At 35.1% G+C, this 17,852-nt stretch carries 12 protein-coding genes and 1 other annotated feature; of the genes, 6 read left to right on the top strand and 6 right to left on the bottom strand.

Features of this window, described 5'->3' with window-relative positions; all coding sequences use genetic code 11:
• Window positions 1-49 precede the first annotated feature (49 nt).
• The 4 genes from J6D32_RS02035 to clpB form a co-directional block, all read right to left on the bottom strand.
• The gene (locus tag J6D32_RS02035; protein WP_006784299.1) at window positions 50-1,855 is read right to left on the bottom strand and encodes an ABC transporter ATP-binding protein; all 1,806 of its coding nucleotides are present in this window, start codon (window positions 1,853-1,855) and stop codon (window positions 50-52) included.
• Window positions 1,856-1,857: 2 nt separating this feature from the next.
• Window positions 1,858-3,663 (bottom strand): ABC transporter ATP-binding protein, encoded by a 1,806-nt coding sequence (locus tag J6D32_RS02030; protein WP_155234975.1) that lies wholly within the window; start codon window positions 3,661-3,663, stop codon window positions 1,858-1,860.
• Window positions 3,664-3,918: 255 nt separating this feature from the next.
• Window positions 3,919-4,290 carry a hypothetical protein gene (locus J6D32_RS02025; protein ID WP_155234163.1) on the bottom strand — a complete coding sequence of 124 codons (372 nt, stop codon included), beginning with the start codon at window positions 4,288-4,290 and terminating at the stop codon, window positions 3,919-3,921.
• Between the two features lie 289 nt (window positions 4,291-4,579).
• The gene (clpB, locus tag J6D32_RS02020; protein WP_287467233.1) at window positions 4,580-7,165 is read right to left on the bottom strand and encodes an ATP-dependent chaperone ClpB; all 2,586 of its coding nucleotides are present in this window, start codon (window positions 7,163-7,165) and stop codon (window positions 4,580-4,582) included.
• Between the two features lie 232 nt (window positions 7,166-7,397).
• Here clpB and J6D32_RS02015 point away from each other — a divergent pair, with 232 nt between their 5' ends.
• Window positions 7,398-8,216 (top strand): Cof-type HAD-IIB family hydrolase, encoded by an 819-nt coding sequence (locus J6D32_RS02015; protein WP_006784295.1) that lies wholly within the window; start codon window positions 7,398-7,400, stop codon window positions 8,214-8,216.
• A 176-nt stretch (window positions 8,217-8,392) separates the two neighbouring features.
• Here J6D32_RS02015 and leuS read toward each other — a convergent pair whose 3' ends face one another.
• Entirely contained in the window at window positions 8,393-10,828 is a 2,436-nt protein-coding gene (gene leuS / locus J6D32_RS02010; protein ID WP_006783417.1) for a leucine--tRNA ligase, read from the bottom strand.
• A gap of 262 nt (window positions 10,829-11,090) precedes the next feature.
• Window positions 11,091-11,305 (bottom strand) — a binding site (T-box leader).
• A 224-nt stretch (window positions 11,306-11,529) separates the two neighbouring features.
• Between leuS and mnmL the strand changes: the two genes are divergently transcribed.
• On the top strand, window positions 11,530-12,483 hold the full coding sequence (gene mnmL, locus J6D32_RS02005) for a tRNA modification radical SAM protein MnmL/YtqA (protein ID WP_006783418.1): 954 nt from the start codon (window positions 11,530-11,532) through the stop codon (window positions 12,481-12,483).
• Complete coding sequence (gene mnmM, locus J6D32_RS02000; RefSeq protein ID WP_006783419.1) at window positions 12,483-13,046, top strand: tRNA 5-(aminomethyl)-2-thiouridylate-methyltransferase MnmM; 564 nt, start codon at window positions 12,483-12,485, stop codon at window positions 13,044-13,046. The genes mnmL and mnmM overlap by 1 nt, the downstream gene beginning before the upstream one ends.
• A 10-nt stretch (window positions 13,047-13,056) precedes the next feature.
• Here the strand turns inward: mnmM and J6D32_RS01995 are convergent, their stop codons facing one another.
• Entirely contained in the window at window positions 13,057-14,094 is a 1,038-nt protein-coding gene (locus tag J6D32_RS01995) for a DUF2600 family protein (RefSeq protein WP_129821483.1), read from the bottom strand.
• 405 nt (window positions 14,095-14,499) lie between these two features.
• On the opposite strand from J6D32_RS01995, the gene J6D32_RS01990 reads away from it, so the two are divergent.
• The 3 genes from J6D32_RS01990 (at window position 14,500) to J6D32_RS01980 (ending at window position 17,688) form a co-directional block, all read left to right on the top strand.
• Complete coding sequence (locus J6D32_RS01990; RefSeq protein ID WP_006783421.1) at window positions 14,500-16,626, top strand: alpha-amylase family protein; 2,127 nt, start codon at window positions 14,500-14,502, stop codon at window positions 16,624-16,626.
• 64 nt (window positions 16,627-16,690) lie between these two features.
• Window positions 16,691-17,107 carry a YrvL family regulatory protein gene (locus tag J6D32_RS01985; protein ID WP_006783422.1) on the top strand — a complete coding sequence of 139 codons (417 nt, stop codon included), beginning with the start codon at window positions 16,691-16,693 and terminating at the stop codon, window positions 17,105-17,107.
• A 122-nt stretch (window positions 17,108-17,229) separates the two neighbouring features.
• Entirely contained in the window at window positions 17,230-17,688 is a 459-nt protein-coding gene (locus tag J6D32_RS01980; protein WP_006783423.1) for a universal stress protein, read from the top strand.
• Window positions 17,689-17,852 lie beyond the last annotated feature (164 nt).

The raw sequence follows: 17,852 nt of genomic DNA, 5'->3' as shown, positions 1-17,852 counted from the left end.
TATTTCCATATAAAAAAGGTGAAGCGACATTAATCGCTTCACCTTTTTACTATTTTATTTTTTCAAATTGTCCCATATAAAGTTGATAGTAATCACCTTTTTGTGCAATCAACTGTGCATGCGTTCCTTTTTCAGAAATCTCACCATTTTTAAGTAATAAGATTTCATCCGCATTGACAATCGTTGATAAACGATGGGCAATAATGAAACTTGTTCGATCTTTTAGTAAAGTCTGAATCGCATCTTGAATAAGCTTTTCTGTTTCAATATCAATTGAAGCTGTCGCCTCGTCTAAGATTAAAATGGCTGGATCAGCAATCAAGGCTCTAGCAAATGAAATTAATTGTTTTTGCCCCGTTGATAAACCTGAACCGCCCTCACCAATGACAGTGTCATAACCATCAGCTGACTCCATAATAAACTCATGTGCATTGACAAGTTTTGCTGCTTCAATGATTTCTTCATCTGTTGCATCCAGCTTTCCATAACGAATATTTTCTTTAATACTTCCACTAAATAGTTGTGGCGTTTGTAGCACATATCCTAAATGAGAATGTAGCCATTCTTGAGATCTTTCGCGATAATCGACACCATCAATTAAAATTTGACCACTCGTTGGTTCATAGAAACGGCAAATCAAGTTAACGATCGTACTTTTTCCAGCACCTGTGGGTCCAACAATCGCTACACTGCTACCAGCTTTCACCTTAAGATTCATATGTTCCATTACTGTTTCACCAGATTTATATTTAAATCCAACATCAATCAGTTCAATATCTCCGTGAAGGGGTTCCCAGTTTTCTTTTTTTAGATTTCCAATTTGCCCATATTTTTTGATAACATCAGGTCGATCAATAATATCAGAGTCCGTGTTAATTAATGAGATAACACGCTCAGCTGATGCTTGAGCATCTTGAAAACGAGTTAATAAGTTGGCAAGTGTTCGAATCGGATCATAAAACAACGTTGAGTAAGAAATAAAGATGACTAAATCTCCGTATGACAATTTTCCATTAAACACGTCGAACCCACCTTTATATAAAATCAAGGCAATTCCTACGCTACCAAGAGCCACGATAATTGGATAATAAACTGCATTAATGATTGACGCTCTAACAGAACCATCGCGCATCTCTTTTGTCAAATGACTAAACTCATCTAAGTTATCATCTTCCGTTACTAATGTTTTCGTTGTCACCGCTCCCGTAATTCCCTCATTAAACGCACCCGTAATTTTAGAGTTCATTTTACGAACACGGCGATATTGTTTTAAAATGCGTGTTTGAAAGAAGTAACTCACAAGCGCTAGAATTGGTAACACGGCAATCGTAATAAGTGCTAATTGCCAGTTCATAATAAACATCGCAATCATGACGAAAATCATGACCATAGTTCCCCAAACAGCGTCCGTTAACCCCCAAGATAAAATTCCGCCAATTCGATTTGTATCTGAAGTTAAACGAGACATCAGCCATCCCACAGATGACGTGTCATAAAATGAAAAAGATAACTCCTGTAATTTCTTAAACGCATCTTGACGAATTCGATAACTAATATGTAATTGTAATCGGTCAGATAACATAATAAATGACCAAACAATAAATCCAAATAGCATAATGACAAGTAAATATAAAATTCCAAATCCTTTTAATCCATCTAAATTCCCCGTTAAAACATATTCATCAATCACCATCCCATTTAATTGAGGAATGGTTGTATCTAAAACAGCAAGTGTAATTGCCGTGATGAATAACAAGATGACATCTCGCTTCGCATCACTCATGTATGAGAGGACCTGTTTCCACGTTTTAAAATCGGCCTTTGTATACTCAGCTTCTTCAAACTCTTTCGCCATTATTACACCCCACTTTCTTCATTCATCAAGTTCAGAACTTCAGCTTCTTTTTGATTTTGAATTTCCCAGAAAGTTTGATATAAGCCTTCTTGATGAATAAGTTCTTCATGTGTTCCTCGTTGAATAATGTGTCCCTTATCTAGCACAATAATTTGATCGGCATCTTTTACCGTGCTGACACGATGCGCAATAATAAAAGTCGTCACATCTTTTGATCGCTCATTTAAGGCGCGACGAATTTCAATATCAGTTTCGGTATCGACTGCACTTAATGAATCATCGAAGATTAAAATAGGACATTCATTAATTAAAGCACGTGCAATTCCAACACGTTGTTTTTGTCCCCCTGATAAAGTAACCCCACGCTCTCCAACGATGGTATCATATCCATTTTCAAAATCTTCAATGACGTGATGAACAGATGCCAGTTTGGCAACGGATTGAATTTCATCTTCATGTGCATCTTTTTTAGCAATGGCAATATTTTGTTTAATTGTTTTTGAATATAAGAATAACTCCTGTAAAACAGCCCCAATATGAGCACGCATCCATTTATGATCGATTTTTTTTAGTTCAACGCCATCAATTTTAATTGAACCTTCCGTATAATCATATAAGCGTAACAATAAGTTCATTAGCGTTGTTTTTCCTGAACCTGTTCGCCCAATAATCGCAATAGTCTGACCTTTTTCGACTTTAAAGCTAATATCTTTTAAAATACGGTCATGATCTTCATATTCAAATCCAACGTGATCAAATTCGATAGATCCCGTGATTTGAGGTTTTTGAAGACCTTCTTCAAATTCAATCGGCTCATTTAATACTTCATTAATCCTTTTGACCGATATCGTCGTTTTTCCAAGATCGGTTAACACGCGTCCAAGTTGTCGAACCGGCCAAATAATCATCGATTCATACGAGATAAAGGCTTGGAGTGTTCCGAGGGTAATGTCACCTTTAATGGTAATATACGCTCCGTAGATAATGACGACAGCAATTTGTAAGAAACTTAAAAAGTCTGAACTTGACCAAAAGAGTGCATTTAGTTTGGTCATGACGTAGCTTTTCTCTTTTAACTCTTGATTACGTTTTTCAAATTGTTTAATTTCATATTCTTGGTTGCAGTAAGCTCTGACCACTCGAACCCCCGTTAAGTTTTCTTGTAACGTCGTTGAAAGTCTCGCTTCCGATTCATCGGCTTCTTTAAATGATTGCTTTACTTTTTTAAAGAAGATAAAGCAAAATCCAAATAAAACTGGCGTTAAGCAGACACTGACTAACGCAAACTTGACATTTAAAGATAACATAAACGAGAAGATAATAATAAAAATTAAAACGGCATATCCCATCTCCACAAGTTGAGAGGATAAAAATAGGCGTATCGTGTCAATATCTGATGTACAACGTTGAATTAAGTCCCCTGTTTCAACGCGCTTATGATACATAAAAGATAATTGTTGGATATGATGATACATTTTATCTTTTAAATTTTTCGCTAAATTTTCTGAAGCTTCTGCTGACCATTTTGCCTTTAAAAAGTTAAATAAGGCATTAATCACTGTAAATATCATAATTAAAGCTCCACACATTAATAACTGTCCTTTAAAACTTGAGACAGATAAAACAATATCCGATATAAAGGTTGGATTCCCTTCAGTTGTTTGTTTAATAACCATGTCAATCGCTGTTTGGCTGACCAGTGGAATTAACGTTGAAAACACAATTCCAAATGCAGTTGCCATTAAGGCTCCGACTACTTTTAGTCGTTGCCCTTCCATCCATTTAAAAATACTTTTAAACTCTTGCATCTTCCTCACCTGACTTTCTTAAACTACTTATGCAAGACTCCCTCTAAACTTTTAATGTAAAACCACTTTAAAATCATTTAATTTATTCATTATGATCGCCCCTTAATTATTCAAAATAACCATCATTTACCCATTATACACACTTTACTAAAATATGGAAGATGTTAATTCAAACATTTTCATTATTTTTAAAATCACATAGATTAAACAAAAAAAAGAGGTCTCAGAAGACCTCTTTTAATCATCATTTCTATTTTATTGTTCTAACATAATATCTTGAGTTTCTACAGCGACCTCTGCTGTTTCAACTTCGTCATTTTCTACTAATGGCGTGACTTCCTCAATCAATTGTGAAGACATTGGCACCGTATTAACAAAAGCGCACACTTTTTGAATTAGAAAACCAAGTCCCCCTAGACAACTTGCGTAAAAAGCATATGGTGTGACATTTGCCATATAATAATTCACAACATCTGATAAACTATCAGATATCACAAATCCCTGCTCCACAATTGAAGCCACATAAGCATAACAAGCATACACTTGATAAGCTCCAAATCCAAGCATAATAATCGCTAATAAATATAAGACAACTGACACCTTCGAAACTTTTTTAATATTTTTCATTGTATAAAACTCCTTCTTATATTTTTGCTACCCCTTAAGACTCTATTCTATATAAGTCCAGATAAGTTTTTCACACTTGTAAAAATTTTAACTGGACTATAGTGACGCCTAAGTGTCAAAAAGACTTCAGTACTAATACTGAGACTCATTTATAATAGTGAAATACATTTCTGTTTGTATATATATAACGAACTATTTTTTAGTATACGTGATAACCCTTAAATTTATCTTAAAGTTTAAATAATGAAAAAACTCATAAAATCAATTTGATTTCATGAGTTTTTTGAATTTATTTTTCGAATTTTAAAACAATTTCTCCATCTTGTACATCAACAACCACCGTTGTATCCATTTCAATCTGACCTGCGATTAAAGCACGTGCTAATTTTGTTTCAATCGTACGTTGAATGAATCGTTTTAATGGACGTGCTCCGTACACAGAGTCAAATCCAGCACTTGCAACATACTCATGAGCAGCATCCGTTAACACGACATGAATTCGTTGCTCTGTTAAACGGGCATTTAACTGTGCAATAAATTTATCCACGATTTGATAAATAATAGATGATGATAATGGATTAAATGTAATGATTTCATCAATTCGGTTTAATAATTCTGGTTTAAAGTATTCACGTAAAACGTCAAGCACTTGTTCTTGAGCCTGTTCAAAGTCAGGATTTTCAAGCAAGATATGTGATCCAATATTTGATGTCATAATAATGATTGTATTTTTAAAGTCAACTGTTCGTCCTTGTGAGTCTGTAATACGTCCATCGTCAAGGATTTGAAGAAGAATATTGAAGACATCTGGATGTGCTTTTTCAATTTCATCAAGTAAAACAATTGAATAAGGTTTACGACGAACTGCTTCTGTTAATTGTCCACCTTCTTCATAACCAACATAACCTGGAGGAGCTCCGACTAAACGAGAGACAGCATGTTTTTCCATGTGTTCACTCATATCAATTCGCACAATATGCTCTTCACTATCAAATAAGAATTCAGCTAAAGCTTTTGCAATCTCAGTTTTACCAACCCCAGTAGGTCCAAGGAATAAGAATGAACCGATTGGACGATGTGGATCTTTGATTCCGGCACGCGCACGAATAATGGCATCTCCTACTAAATCAATCGCCGCATCTTGTCCCATAACACGACGTCTTAAATCCTCTTTTAAATTTAATAATTTTTCACGTTCTCCTTGCACAAGTTTCGCAACTGGAATACCTGTCCAACGAGAAATAATTTCACCAATCTCTTCTTCTGTGACATTTTCACGAAGTAATCGATTTTCTTTTCCAGCCTCATCTTGTTGCATGGCTTCTACTTCAGCAATTTGTTTTTCAAGTCCTGGAATTTTACCATATTGTAATTCCGCTGCTTTTTCATATTCACCACGAGCTTGAGCATCTTCTAATTGACGGCGAGCAAGTTCAAGTTCTTTTTTCAAATCGGCAACCCCATGAATCGCTTGTTTTTCTTTTTCCCATTGTAATTTTAAAACATTTAATTCATCTTTTAAGTCCGCTAATTCTTTTTGAAGGGTATGAAGACGTTGTTTACTGAATTCGTCTGTTTCTTTTTTTAACGCTGCTTCTTCAATTTCTAACTGCATGACACGACGGTTAATGCGATCAAGTTCTTCTGGTAATGAGTCAATCTCAGTACGAATTGTTGCACAAGCCTCATCAATTAAATCAATTGCTTTATCTGGTAAAAAGCGGTCAGTTATGTAACGATCTGATAGCGTAGCGGCTGCTACAATAGCACGGTCTGAAATACTCACACGATGATGTACTTCAAAACGATCTTTTAATCCACGTAAAATCGAAACAGTATCTTCAACCGTTGGTTCATTAACTTGAACTTTTTGGAATCGGCGTTCAAGTGCCGGATCTTTTTCGATGTATTCACGATATTCTTTTAATGTTGTCGCCCCAATGCAGTGTAATTCACCACGAGCAAGTAATGGTTTTAATAAATTTCCTGCATCCATTGCTCCATCTGTACGACCTGCACCGACAATGGTATGAATTTCATCAATAAATAAAATGATACGTCCATCGCTATTTTTCACTTCATTTAAGACAGCTTTTAAACGTTCCTCAAACTCACCACGGTACTTAGCTCCCGCTACTAAGGCAGCTAAATCAAGTTCAAAAATCACTTTATCTTTTAAACTTTCGGGAACATCTTGGCGAACAATACGTTGAGCTAACCCTTCAACAATCGCTGTTTTCCCAACTCCTGGTTCTCCAATTAAAACTGGGTTATTTTTAGTTTTACGAGAAAGAATACGAATCGCACGACGAATTTCTTCATCACGTCCAATAACCGGATCAATTTTTCCTGATTTCACATCTTCAACTAAATCGCGTCCGTATTTTTCTAACACTTCATAAGTTGCTTCTGGATTTTGTGTCATCACTCGTGAATTCCCCCTTATCTGTGAAATAACTTCTTTTAATTGTTTTTCATTTAAATTATATTTTTTAATGAGCTGTTTCATCTCATAATCTTTCGATTCAAGCATTGCTAGTAACACATGTTCAACTGATAAATAATCATCTTTCCATGCACGAGCATAATCATCTGCTTTTAAAAGAGCGCGATTCAAATCAGCTGATACATACGGTTCGGCTGAACTTCCTGTTACACTTGGTTTTTTATTTAAAATCTGTTTTAAATCTTTTACAATCTCTTGAACGGGATACCCTAGCTTCACAAATACACGTGAGGCTAACCCTTCAGAATCTTGTAATAAAGAACTTAGTAAATGCGCTGTATCAATCTCTTGGTGGTTTAATGAAGTTGCAAGAGACTGAGCATTAACTAAACCCTGTTGTAACTTTTCAGTCATTTTATTAATATTCATAATTCTTCACTCCATTCTTCATAGTCATTATATGCTGACATCATTATCATATCACAACTTTAGCACTCGTTCAATAAGAGTGCTAATAATTTTATGCGTTATGTTTAGGAATTTATGTATACTAAAGGATAAAACTTCATAATTTAGGAAAAGTGGCTGATGATGAAACCTACTGTCGTTTTGAAATTCGATTAATCTATGCTATTATATTAACTAAGCCGGAGGTGTTAAAATGGAGAACAAAAAATTAATCGTAACAGATTTGGATGGGACTGCTTTACAAAGCTGGGAATCACTCGATCCTAAAACAAAAGAAGCTTTAATGAAAGCTAAAGAAGAAGGTCATATCGTTGTCATTGCAACAGGACGACCAGCTCGTGCTTCATTACATTTTTATAAAGAATTAGGTCTCGATACACCTATTATTAACTTTAATGGAGCATATATACATCATCCTGAAGATGATTCATTTGAAGATATCTTAGCTCAAATTCCAACAGAAGTTATTATTACATTATTCGATTCAGAATTACAAAATTACATCGTCAATGCATTTTGTGAATACAAAGATCACTTATATGTTTTACATCAAGGTGATACAATCCGTGATTGGTTCCATATTGACACCTGTACGTCAGTTAAATTTGGACCATTTAAAGAAACATTAGATGAGCATCCAAATGGCTTCTTACTTGAAACGAAAAAAGGAATGGCAGAAGAAGTCATGGCCTTTTTACGTGAACATTACTCTGATATCATTACATGCCGTAACTGGGACGGAGACAATGATAATATTATCGAAGTCTTTAAATCAGATACGAATAAAGCAACAGCAATTGAAAAACTAGCAAAATATTATAATATTGAGCCAAAAGATATCATCGCCTTTGGAGATGGAGATAACGATATTGAAATGTTAATGTATGCCGGAGTTGGGGTTGCCATGGACAATGCCATTGACAAATTAAAAGAAGCAGCCAATACCACAACCAAATCAAACAAAGAGAGTGGTGTTGCTCACTATTTAGAACAATACATCTTAACAAAATAACAAAAAAAGCATTCTCAATTTTGATGAGAATGCTTTTTTATTATAATATCTATCTAGTTTTAATATTTTATTCAAGCTGACATACTATGCGATAATCTATCATCATTTTTGGCAACTCAAACCCAATATAAAAAATCCCTCCAACGAAATAGTCTTCAGAGGGATTTTAAATTTCATTATTTTACAACAATATTGACTAATTTTCCTGGTACCGCGATTACTTTCACGATTTCTTTTCCAGAAATAAAGTTTTGAACATTTTCGTTTGCCATTGCTACTTCTTGCATTTCTTCTTTAGAAATCGTAGCCGGCACTTCGATACGTCCACGTAATTTACCGTTAACTTGCGCGATAATTGTAATCGTATCAGAAACTAATTTTGCTTCGTCATATGTTGGCCATGCTTCATATGTCATTGTCTCTTCATGTCCTAAAACTGACCAGATTTCTTCTGTCATATGCGGAGCGATTGGATTTAATAATTTGACGAATCCTTCTACATATTCACGAGGAATACTTGTTGCTTTATATGATTCGTTAATGAAGATCATCATTTGAGCGATAGCCGTATTGAAGCTTAATTTTTCATAATCTTCTGTGACTTTCTTAACTGTTTCATTGTAAACTTTATCTAATTTACCATCATTTTCAGCCACTACTTTTTCAGCTAATGTGTGCTCAGGAGTCACGAATAAACGCCAAACTCGATCTAAGAATCGACGGCTTCCATCTAACCCTTCTGTTGACCAGGCAATCGCAGCATCAAGTGGTCCCATGAACATTTCATATAAACGTAATGTATCTGCACCATGTGATTCTACGATATCATCTGGGTTTACAACGTTTCCTTTAGATTTAGACATTTTTTCATTATTTTCACCTAAAATCATTCCTTGGTTGAATAAACGTTGGAATGGTTCTTTCGTTTCAACAATTCCTAAATCGTATAATACTTTATGCCAGAAACGTGCGTATAATAAGTGTAAAACGGCATGCTCTGCTCCACCAATGTATAAATCAACTGGTAACCATTCTTTTAATAATTGTTTTGCTTCTTCTGTATTTAATCCCACATAGTCATTTTCTTGTTTTAAGATATATCCGATGTAGTACCAGCAGCTTCCTGCCCATTGTGGCATAGTATTTGTTTCACGACGACCTTTAACTCCGTCTTCACGTACAACTTCTAACCATCCTTTCGCATTTGCAAGTGGAGATTCTCCAGTTCCAGATGGTTTAATGTTATCCATAACCGGTAACTCGAGTGGTAATTGGTCTGCCTCTAAAACTGACATTGTTCCATCTTCCCACATAATAACTGGGAATGGTTCTCCCCAATAACGTTGACGAGAGAATAACCAGTCACGTAATTTATAGTTAACTTTACGAGATCCTTTTTGATTTTCTTCTAACCAATTAATGACAGCAGCTTTTGCATCTGTATTGTTCATTCCATTGATAAAGTCAGAATTAATGTGTGCAGCATCTCCTGTGAAGGCACCTTCTGTCATATCACCTTCTAAAACAGCTTTCATTGGTAAATCATATTTTTTAGCAAATTCAAAATCACGTTCATCATGTGCAGGGACCGCCATAACAGCTCCTGTACCGTAGCTTGCTAATACGTAATCTCCAATCCAGATTGGAACTAAATCTCCTGTGATTGGGTGAATCGCATAAGCACCTGTTGCAACACCTGATTTTTCTTTATTTAATTCTGTACGCTCTAAATCTGATTTTGCTTTAGATGCTTCTTGGTACGCTTCAACTGATGCACGGCACTCATCGCTTGTAATCACTGATACTAATGGATGTTCTGGTGCTAATACCACATAAGTCACACCAAATACTGTATCCGGGCGAGTTGTAAATACATCGAATGATTCTTCGTGACCCTCAATTTTAAAGTTAATTAAAGCCCCTTCACTTTTCCCGATCCAGTTGCGTTGCATATCTTTAATGCTTTCAGTCCAATCAAGACCATCTAAATCTTCAAGTAAACGCTCAGCGTAGTGTGTAATTTTAAGAACCCATTGTTTCATAGGCTTTTTGATGACTGGATGCTCTCCACGTTCAGACACCATTTTACCATCGACATTTAAAACTTCTTCATTTGCTAAAACAGTTCCTAACCCTTCACACCAGTTAACTTCGATATCTTTAATCTCAGCTAATCCCATATTATATAATTGAGTAAAAATCCATTGTGTCCATTTGTAGTATTTTGGATCTGTTGTATTTAACTCTTTATCCCAATCATATGAGAAGCCTAATGATTGAATTTGGTTACGGAATGTATTGATATTGATATCTGTAAATTCACGAGGATCATTTCCTGTGTTTAATGCATATTGCTCAGCAGGTAAACCGAATGCATCCCATCCCATTGGATGTAAAACGCGGTATCCTTGCATACGTTTCATACGAGATACGATATCAGTCGCTGTATATCCTTCAGGGTGACCAACATGTAACCCTGCTCCTGATGGATATGGGAACATATCTAATGCATAAAATTTAGGTTTTGACTTGTCTTCAGACGTTTTGAATGTCTTATTTTCAAGCCAATAGTTTTGCCACTTTTTCTCGATTTGTTTGTGTTCAAATGCCATGACGAATTCCTCCTGTGGGCTCATCCGTTGAAAAAAGATTCTCTTCTTTAAAGACTTTCTCCAGTTTTTGAGCAAATTTTTATTGTAGTCTAAATTTGACTTTTTAAAAGCAAATTCAGATGAACGATAACCTGTTCAATGCATAACTTATAATCCCAATTATTAGAAATAACTCCTAATAATTTGTGTCTATTACTTTTTTTTATACCTTAATAAAGGAAAGGTCTTCATTTTAAGGCATAAAAAAAAGTACCCTGAAAGTTCTAAGGACGTCATAAACGCGGTACCACCTTAGTTGTAAGACAAAAAACCAGTCTTACCTCTCCATTCTTTTAACGCAAGAAATACGGCAGCCATTACTAAAGTTTCACAACTGCAACTCCAAGGTGAGTTCACAAGTGTTCTGTGCGAATTTCCACCAACCATTCGCTCTCTAAAACAGACATCCTTACTACTAGTCCTCTTCATAGCTTTATAAGTTATTATAAGAAAGATTATATCAAAACTTTCATAAAATACAACATTTTTTAATAATTCTACGATAAAAACCGTGTTAAATTTCAAAGATTTTGTTCAGTATGATAAAATAATGAAAGAGAGATGACTAAATGCCTAATAAATCTGATCCTTCACTCTAGATTGACTTAGGCTAAGATTCATAAACATACGACGATATATTAGATTAGATAGGAGACGTTATCATGGATAATCCTTTTCAATATTCTTATTCAGACAAACGATATCACACGTTAAATTATCATTTACGTGAAAAATATAATCAAAAAATCTTTAAGGTTATGATCAATGCTGGATTTACATGTCCGAATATTGATGGTACTGTCAAGTACGGTGGATGTACGTTTTGTAGTACAAAAGGAAGTGGAGACTTCGCCGGAAAACCTGAAGATGATTTAAAAACACAATTTAATTCAGTGCGCGAAATGATGCATCAAAAATGGCCTGAAGCGGGATATATCGCCTACTTCCAAGCTTTTACCAATACTCATGCTCCCGTTGAGGTGTTAAAACGAAAATACGAAGCCGTTTTAGAATGTGATCCGAATATTGTCGGACTTTCAATCGGAACGCGTCCAGATTGTTTACCAGATGATGTGGTTGAGTATCTAGGTGAGTTAAATCAACGCGTGAATTTATGGGTTGAACTGGGGCTTCAAACGATGCACGATCAAACTGGAAAATTAATTAATCGCGGGCATGATTTTAAAACGCTTGTCGAGGGAGTTGAAAAACTTCGCAAACATAACATCGATGTGATTATCCATATTATTAATGGATTACCAGGAGAAACACGTGAAATGATGCTTGAAACAGCAAAAGCTGTTGCGAAACTTGACGTTCAAGGAATTAAGATTCACTTACTCCATGTCATCGATGGAACACCAATGCACAAAATGCTTGATAAAGGAATGCTTCAATTGATGGATAAAGATGAATACATCGATTTAGTCGTCGATCAATTAGAAATTCTACCACCTGAAATGGTCATTCATCGCTTAACGGGCGATGCCGTACGTGAAGAATTAATTGGTCCAATGTGGAGTTTAAAAAAATGGGAAGTCTTAAATGCGATTGATGCTCGTTTGAAAGAACGTCATACATACCAAGGACGTCTGTATAAGAAGGAGGAAGTGTAATGGCTCTAACACTTGAACGCGTCTTACCTTTCTCAAAGTCTCTATTGGAAAAAATTGTCTCTGCCGGAGAAACAGTAATCGACGCCACAGCTGGTAATGGATACGACACCTTATTTTTGGCAAAACTTGTTGGGGAGTCTGGTAAAGTATTTAGTTTTGATGTCCAACAAGAGGCCATCGATAGTACGAAGGCAAAACTTGAGGAAGCAAAACTTGAGAATGTTTCATTAATCCTTGATGGGCATCAACATGTTTTAAATTATGTCACGGAAGAAATCAGTGCAGCCATCTTCAACTTAGGGTATTTACCTGGTAGCGATCAATCGATTACAACGACTGGTGAAACAACGTGGAAAGCTGTGACTGATATGTTATCGCTACTTAAGAAAAATGGACTGATTATTTTAGTGATTTATCACGGACATGAAGAAGGAAAAGTTGAACGTCATTTTTTAGAAGACTGCTTAGCCACACTTGATTCAGGAACGACACAAGTTTTACAGTATCAGTTTGTCAATCGCCCTACTGCCCCATTTATTGTAGCCATTGAAAAAGTGCGATAAAGTCATTGCTTTATCGCACAAATTTAGATGCTTGATAATATAAAAACTTTCCTCTAAACCCAAGAGGCTTTAATAATTGTTTTTGAACCGACTGTAGTTTCGGTTCTTTTTTTATACCTTCTGCTAAGTATAAGGCGAAAAGACCATCGTTAATCGTCTGATGAAACTTAACCTCTGGTAAAGCTTTAACACTTCTTTGAGCACTCTGATACGTTTTTAAAAGGGTGTCTATTCCTTCTTCATATGTATCATAGTAGGAGAAGAAATTGAGTTCTCCGTCTCGGATATCTTCATTTAAATCGATCAAATAATCCATCATGATGTGTAATTGTTGAACGTATGGAAAACTACAATTGAAAATCACCTCAGGACGAACGTTGTATTTTGACTGATTCATTGCATAAGCAACCATCGTAAAAATCCCAAGTGTTGAGCCACAAGCCGCACTAAATTCATACCAAGTTAGATCCCCTCTTAATCTCTTTTGTGTCGCAACAAGTTGTTTAAGCTTGATTTCACGCTCATTGACATGTAGGTGTTTGTAAACTTGTAAATCAACATAAAGAGCAGCTAATTTAGTTAACCAAGCTGCATATAGGTCATAGTGAGGAATTTGATGCAAACATTTGCGACACATTCGAACGAGTCCAATAAGATATCCTCCATCGAGTTGTTGCGTTTGATATTGATAATAATTTAGTGTTGGTTCACTTATTTTAAACACATCTATCAAGGCTTGATGTAATCGTCTAAAGTTCGTTTCATTAATGAGTTTCGTTTGATCGACGAGGTTATCAAGATAATCACAGATTGTCTGATAGGCAGTCATAAATTTTAAATATTCAAATTGAGATTCAGTTGAAACTAAAGAGGCATAAAAAGAAGCCCCATAACAATGAAATGCTTTACTCTCTAAACTAGCCAGTGCCTCTTTTTTTAAGGTTGGATCGGTAATCTGTTCCGCCTGTTTTTTATAAAATTCTAATAGTTGTTTCGTCTTGGGTTGATAGCTTTTAAAAAATCTTGAAATCAAGATTGGATAGATCATCTAACTCACCTCACCATCAAAAATGATTCTTTCTATATAAATAAACGTGATTTTTGTATTTTAAAATCAATTCCGTACTCTAGCTTTTGGATCCAAAGAGATTTCAGGTTCAAAAGCAAAAGTTTTCCAAGTTTGAAAAACTAATCTAGACTTATATAGTTTAGGACGATTGCTAACATTTCAAACAAGAAAATTAGACATTTTCTTAAAACCTTCATTATATTTTACATATTCTGATGTTTCCTTACAAAAGACTACAGTTTCAACTCTTCCAATTCAAACTCAATCGTTTCACTTCAAATGGGTAATCGGTTACAAGATTGTTTGAAATCGCTTATATTTATACTTTTTTTTACATGTAGATGCTATAATGAGACGTATAAATGGAGACAAGGAGGAATAGTAATGGCGCAACCAGCAAAAGAGGGAAGCAAATTAAAACAATTACTCGATATTCTAAAAAATCAAATAAACAATGTATCAGTTTATAATTATGTGGTTCCAGATTTATGGAATGCATGGAATTATGATGGGGACGAAGTGGTGCGCACAAGTTGGGGGGAAATTATGGTTAATCCATATAATTTCTATAGTCGCGTCATTGAATCATATATCTTACCAAAAGCTGAAGAAGGCGTTAATTATAATCAATCATTAAGCCAATTACATCATTCTTTCGTAGATAAACCAGGATATTTAGGTGGAGATTGGATTAAAAAAGCAACTGTTTATTCGATGATGGTTCGTACTTCAACATCATGGGATCATGATCGCAGTGGTGATTTAGAAAGTCAAAACATTTATGGATTAAAAGAGACAGGTACATTCGTTAAATCATTAGCCCTTTTACCACTACTTAAAAAAATGGGTGTTAATACAGTTTATATGTTACCTATTTCAAAATTCTCTTTAAAAGATAAAAAAGGTGAACTGGGTTCTCCTTATGGGGTATGTAACTTCTTTGAACTAGATCCTAGTTTAAAAGATCCAATGACAGGTTCAAATATGACAGTCGAAGAAGAATTCCAAGCTTTCGTTGAAGCTTGCCATATCTTAGATATGAAAGTCATGATTGATATTATTCCACGTACTAACTCGGTTGAAAGTGACTTAATTGTTGAACATCCAGATTGGTTCTATTGGGTATACACGGATACATTCCATGAGTATTATCCACCTTACGTACCAGGTCTTGGAGATACGTTAACACCAAAACCAGAATTTTTACCATATGTTTATCAATCAGAACAAGTATGGAATCATATTCGCAAATTCTCATACGCTCCAAATATAATCGATTCAGAGAAATGGGATCGTTTAGTTGAAGAATACAAACAAACAGAAGGTGCTTCTATTTTAGACCTAGTTAAACGTGACTTCGGATTAACAGTGGCTCCAGCCTTCTCAGATCATATCAATGACGTTCAACCACCATGGACTGATGTTACATTCTTCCGTATGTATATGGATCATCCAGTTGAAAGTCAAAAATATTTAGGTGGTGCAAATCCTGCTCCATACATTTTATTCGATACAATCAAATCAAACCTTTATAAAGGAAATGTGATTAATGAAGGCTTATGGGCAACATTATCAAACGTGATTCCATTCTATCAACAACAATACGGAATTGATGGAGCACGTATCGATATGGGACATGCTTTACCATCAGAACTTGTTGATCGTATTATTTCAAATGCTCGTGCAAATGATAAAGACTTCTGCTTCATTGCTGAAGAATTACAAGATGAAAATGCTTGGACATCTCGTAACATCGGTTATAACATGATCATCGGTTACGGATTCTACCAAGAACCACGTGTCAGAGAACACCGTACTCATAACTTTATGTATGAATCTCGTCACTTACCTTGCCCAGTATTCGCAGGTGGTGAAACACATGATACTCCACGTCTTGCAGCACGCGAAGGTGGACGTACATTATCTAAAATGTTAACGATTATGAATATGTTTATGCCGAATGGAGTTCCTTTTATCAACTCTGGTCAAGAGGTTTATGAAACACAACCTATGAACACTGGACTCGATTGTCGTGATAATGAGCAATACATGTTACCAGCAGGAGACCGTTACTTCGGTAAATTAGCCTTATTTGATAAATTTGCACTTCATTACTTAAATCATATGCGTTGGGATATTCCTGATACATTAGACGCTATCTCAAAAATCCGTAATGAGCATTTAGAAACCTTCACTAATGTTGAAAACTTCATTGGACTTGGATTTGATCGTCTGTCTGATCCTGCTATTGGATTCGGTTATATCGAAGACGGAAAACGTGGACACTTCAACAATAATCTTTTCATTATTGTCGCTAGTACAAACATGTACTCTCCAATCGATGTAACCGTTCATATTGAAGATTTACGTTATCAATCAGGTAACAACTGGTTAACAGGACGTTTACTGTATTCAACACATGAATGGGGACGCGAAGTTCATGAATTTGATTTAAATGGAAATTTAAGAGTTCATTTACAACCAGGTGAAGTTAAAATTATCAAACTATAAGAATCATGCTATAATTAAAGGTAACATCAACAGATGTTACCTTTTTTATATGGAGGAGTATGAAGTGAAAATCTTAAAAAATATTCTGGGCTATAGTGCTGGAATTTTGCTCTTAGGGGCTGCCATGGTTCTTCCGATTCTTGGACTGTTATGGTTTTCTGGTATCAAATATAATTCTATCTGGGCATTATTTTCTTATTTAGCTCTTATTATGTTATTAAGCTTTCCAATCGAAGCTCTCGAAAAATTTGTAACCCATGCACTCAGTACTGGACTGAATCTCTCAAAACAAAATATGATGCGTTTGGATCGTACACTTGATTTCTTGACATCACTTTGGATCATTCATTTTGTAGATGAATGGATGCCTCATGTGGTTATTTCAACAACTGGAGAAATTATTTTTGCGGTGTTATTGATTTTATTCACGATTTTTTTGGAGAAGAAAAACAAGGAATTAGACGAATCATTGAATGAATAATCCTCCTAATAAGGAATATACTAGTTATATACCATATATAGGTAAATAATGATAGCGTTTTACTTTATTTTGGTGTATAATAATAGTAGATTAGGAAGTTCCTATCGAAAGGAGGATACAGCATGTATCGTAATATCTTAGTGGCCGTTGATGATAGTGAAAAGTCAAAATTAGCCCTCAACTCTGCTATACATTCTGCTGTTGTATTTAATTCAAAATTGACGATTTGTCATATTAAAAAAAATACCATTATCTATACTCCAATTGATCCAACTGGAATGTTATCAACCACTCATATTTTCAAACAAGATTTCTCAAATTACATGGATGAAGAATTAGAGAAATACAAAGAAATGGCTTTGAATCAAGGCGTTAAAGAGGTTGAGATTGTCCAAACGTATAGTTCATCACCAGGGCTTGCAATTGCTGAAGTTATTGCTCCGGGATATGAGGTAGACTTAATTGTATGTGGAGCAAGTAATAAATCTGGATTTGACCGTTTCTTACTTGGAAGCGTCTCATTCGATATTGTAAAGCATGCAAAATGCGATGTTAACATCATTCGTAATCACGAAAAATAATAAATAAAAAGATGCCATTTCTAACTAGAGGCATCTTTTTTATTTTTCATCTCTTGTTTTCTTAAATTCCCATCGTCATTTTATCATCATTTATACCATCTATTCTGTTATAACAGGACGTATTAATGCCTATCAATCAACCGGTAACAACTATCTAAGCATAA

The sequence above is a fragment of the Turicibacter sp. genome (assembly GCF_017941855.1).
In the GTDB taxonomy this organism is placed as follows: domain Bacteria; phylum Bacillota_I; class Bacilli_A; order MOL361; family Turicibacteraceae; genus Turicibacter; species Turicibacter sanguinis.
The sequence above is the reverse complement of the archived record's forward strand: the minus strand, read 5'-3'. Positions and strand labels throughout refer to the sequence as shown.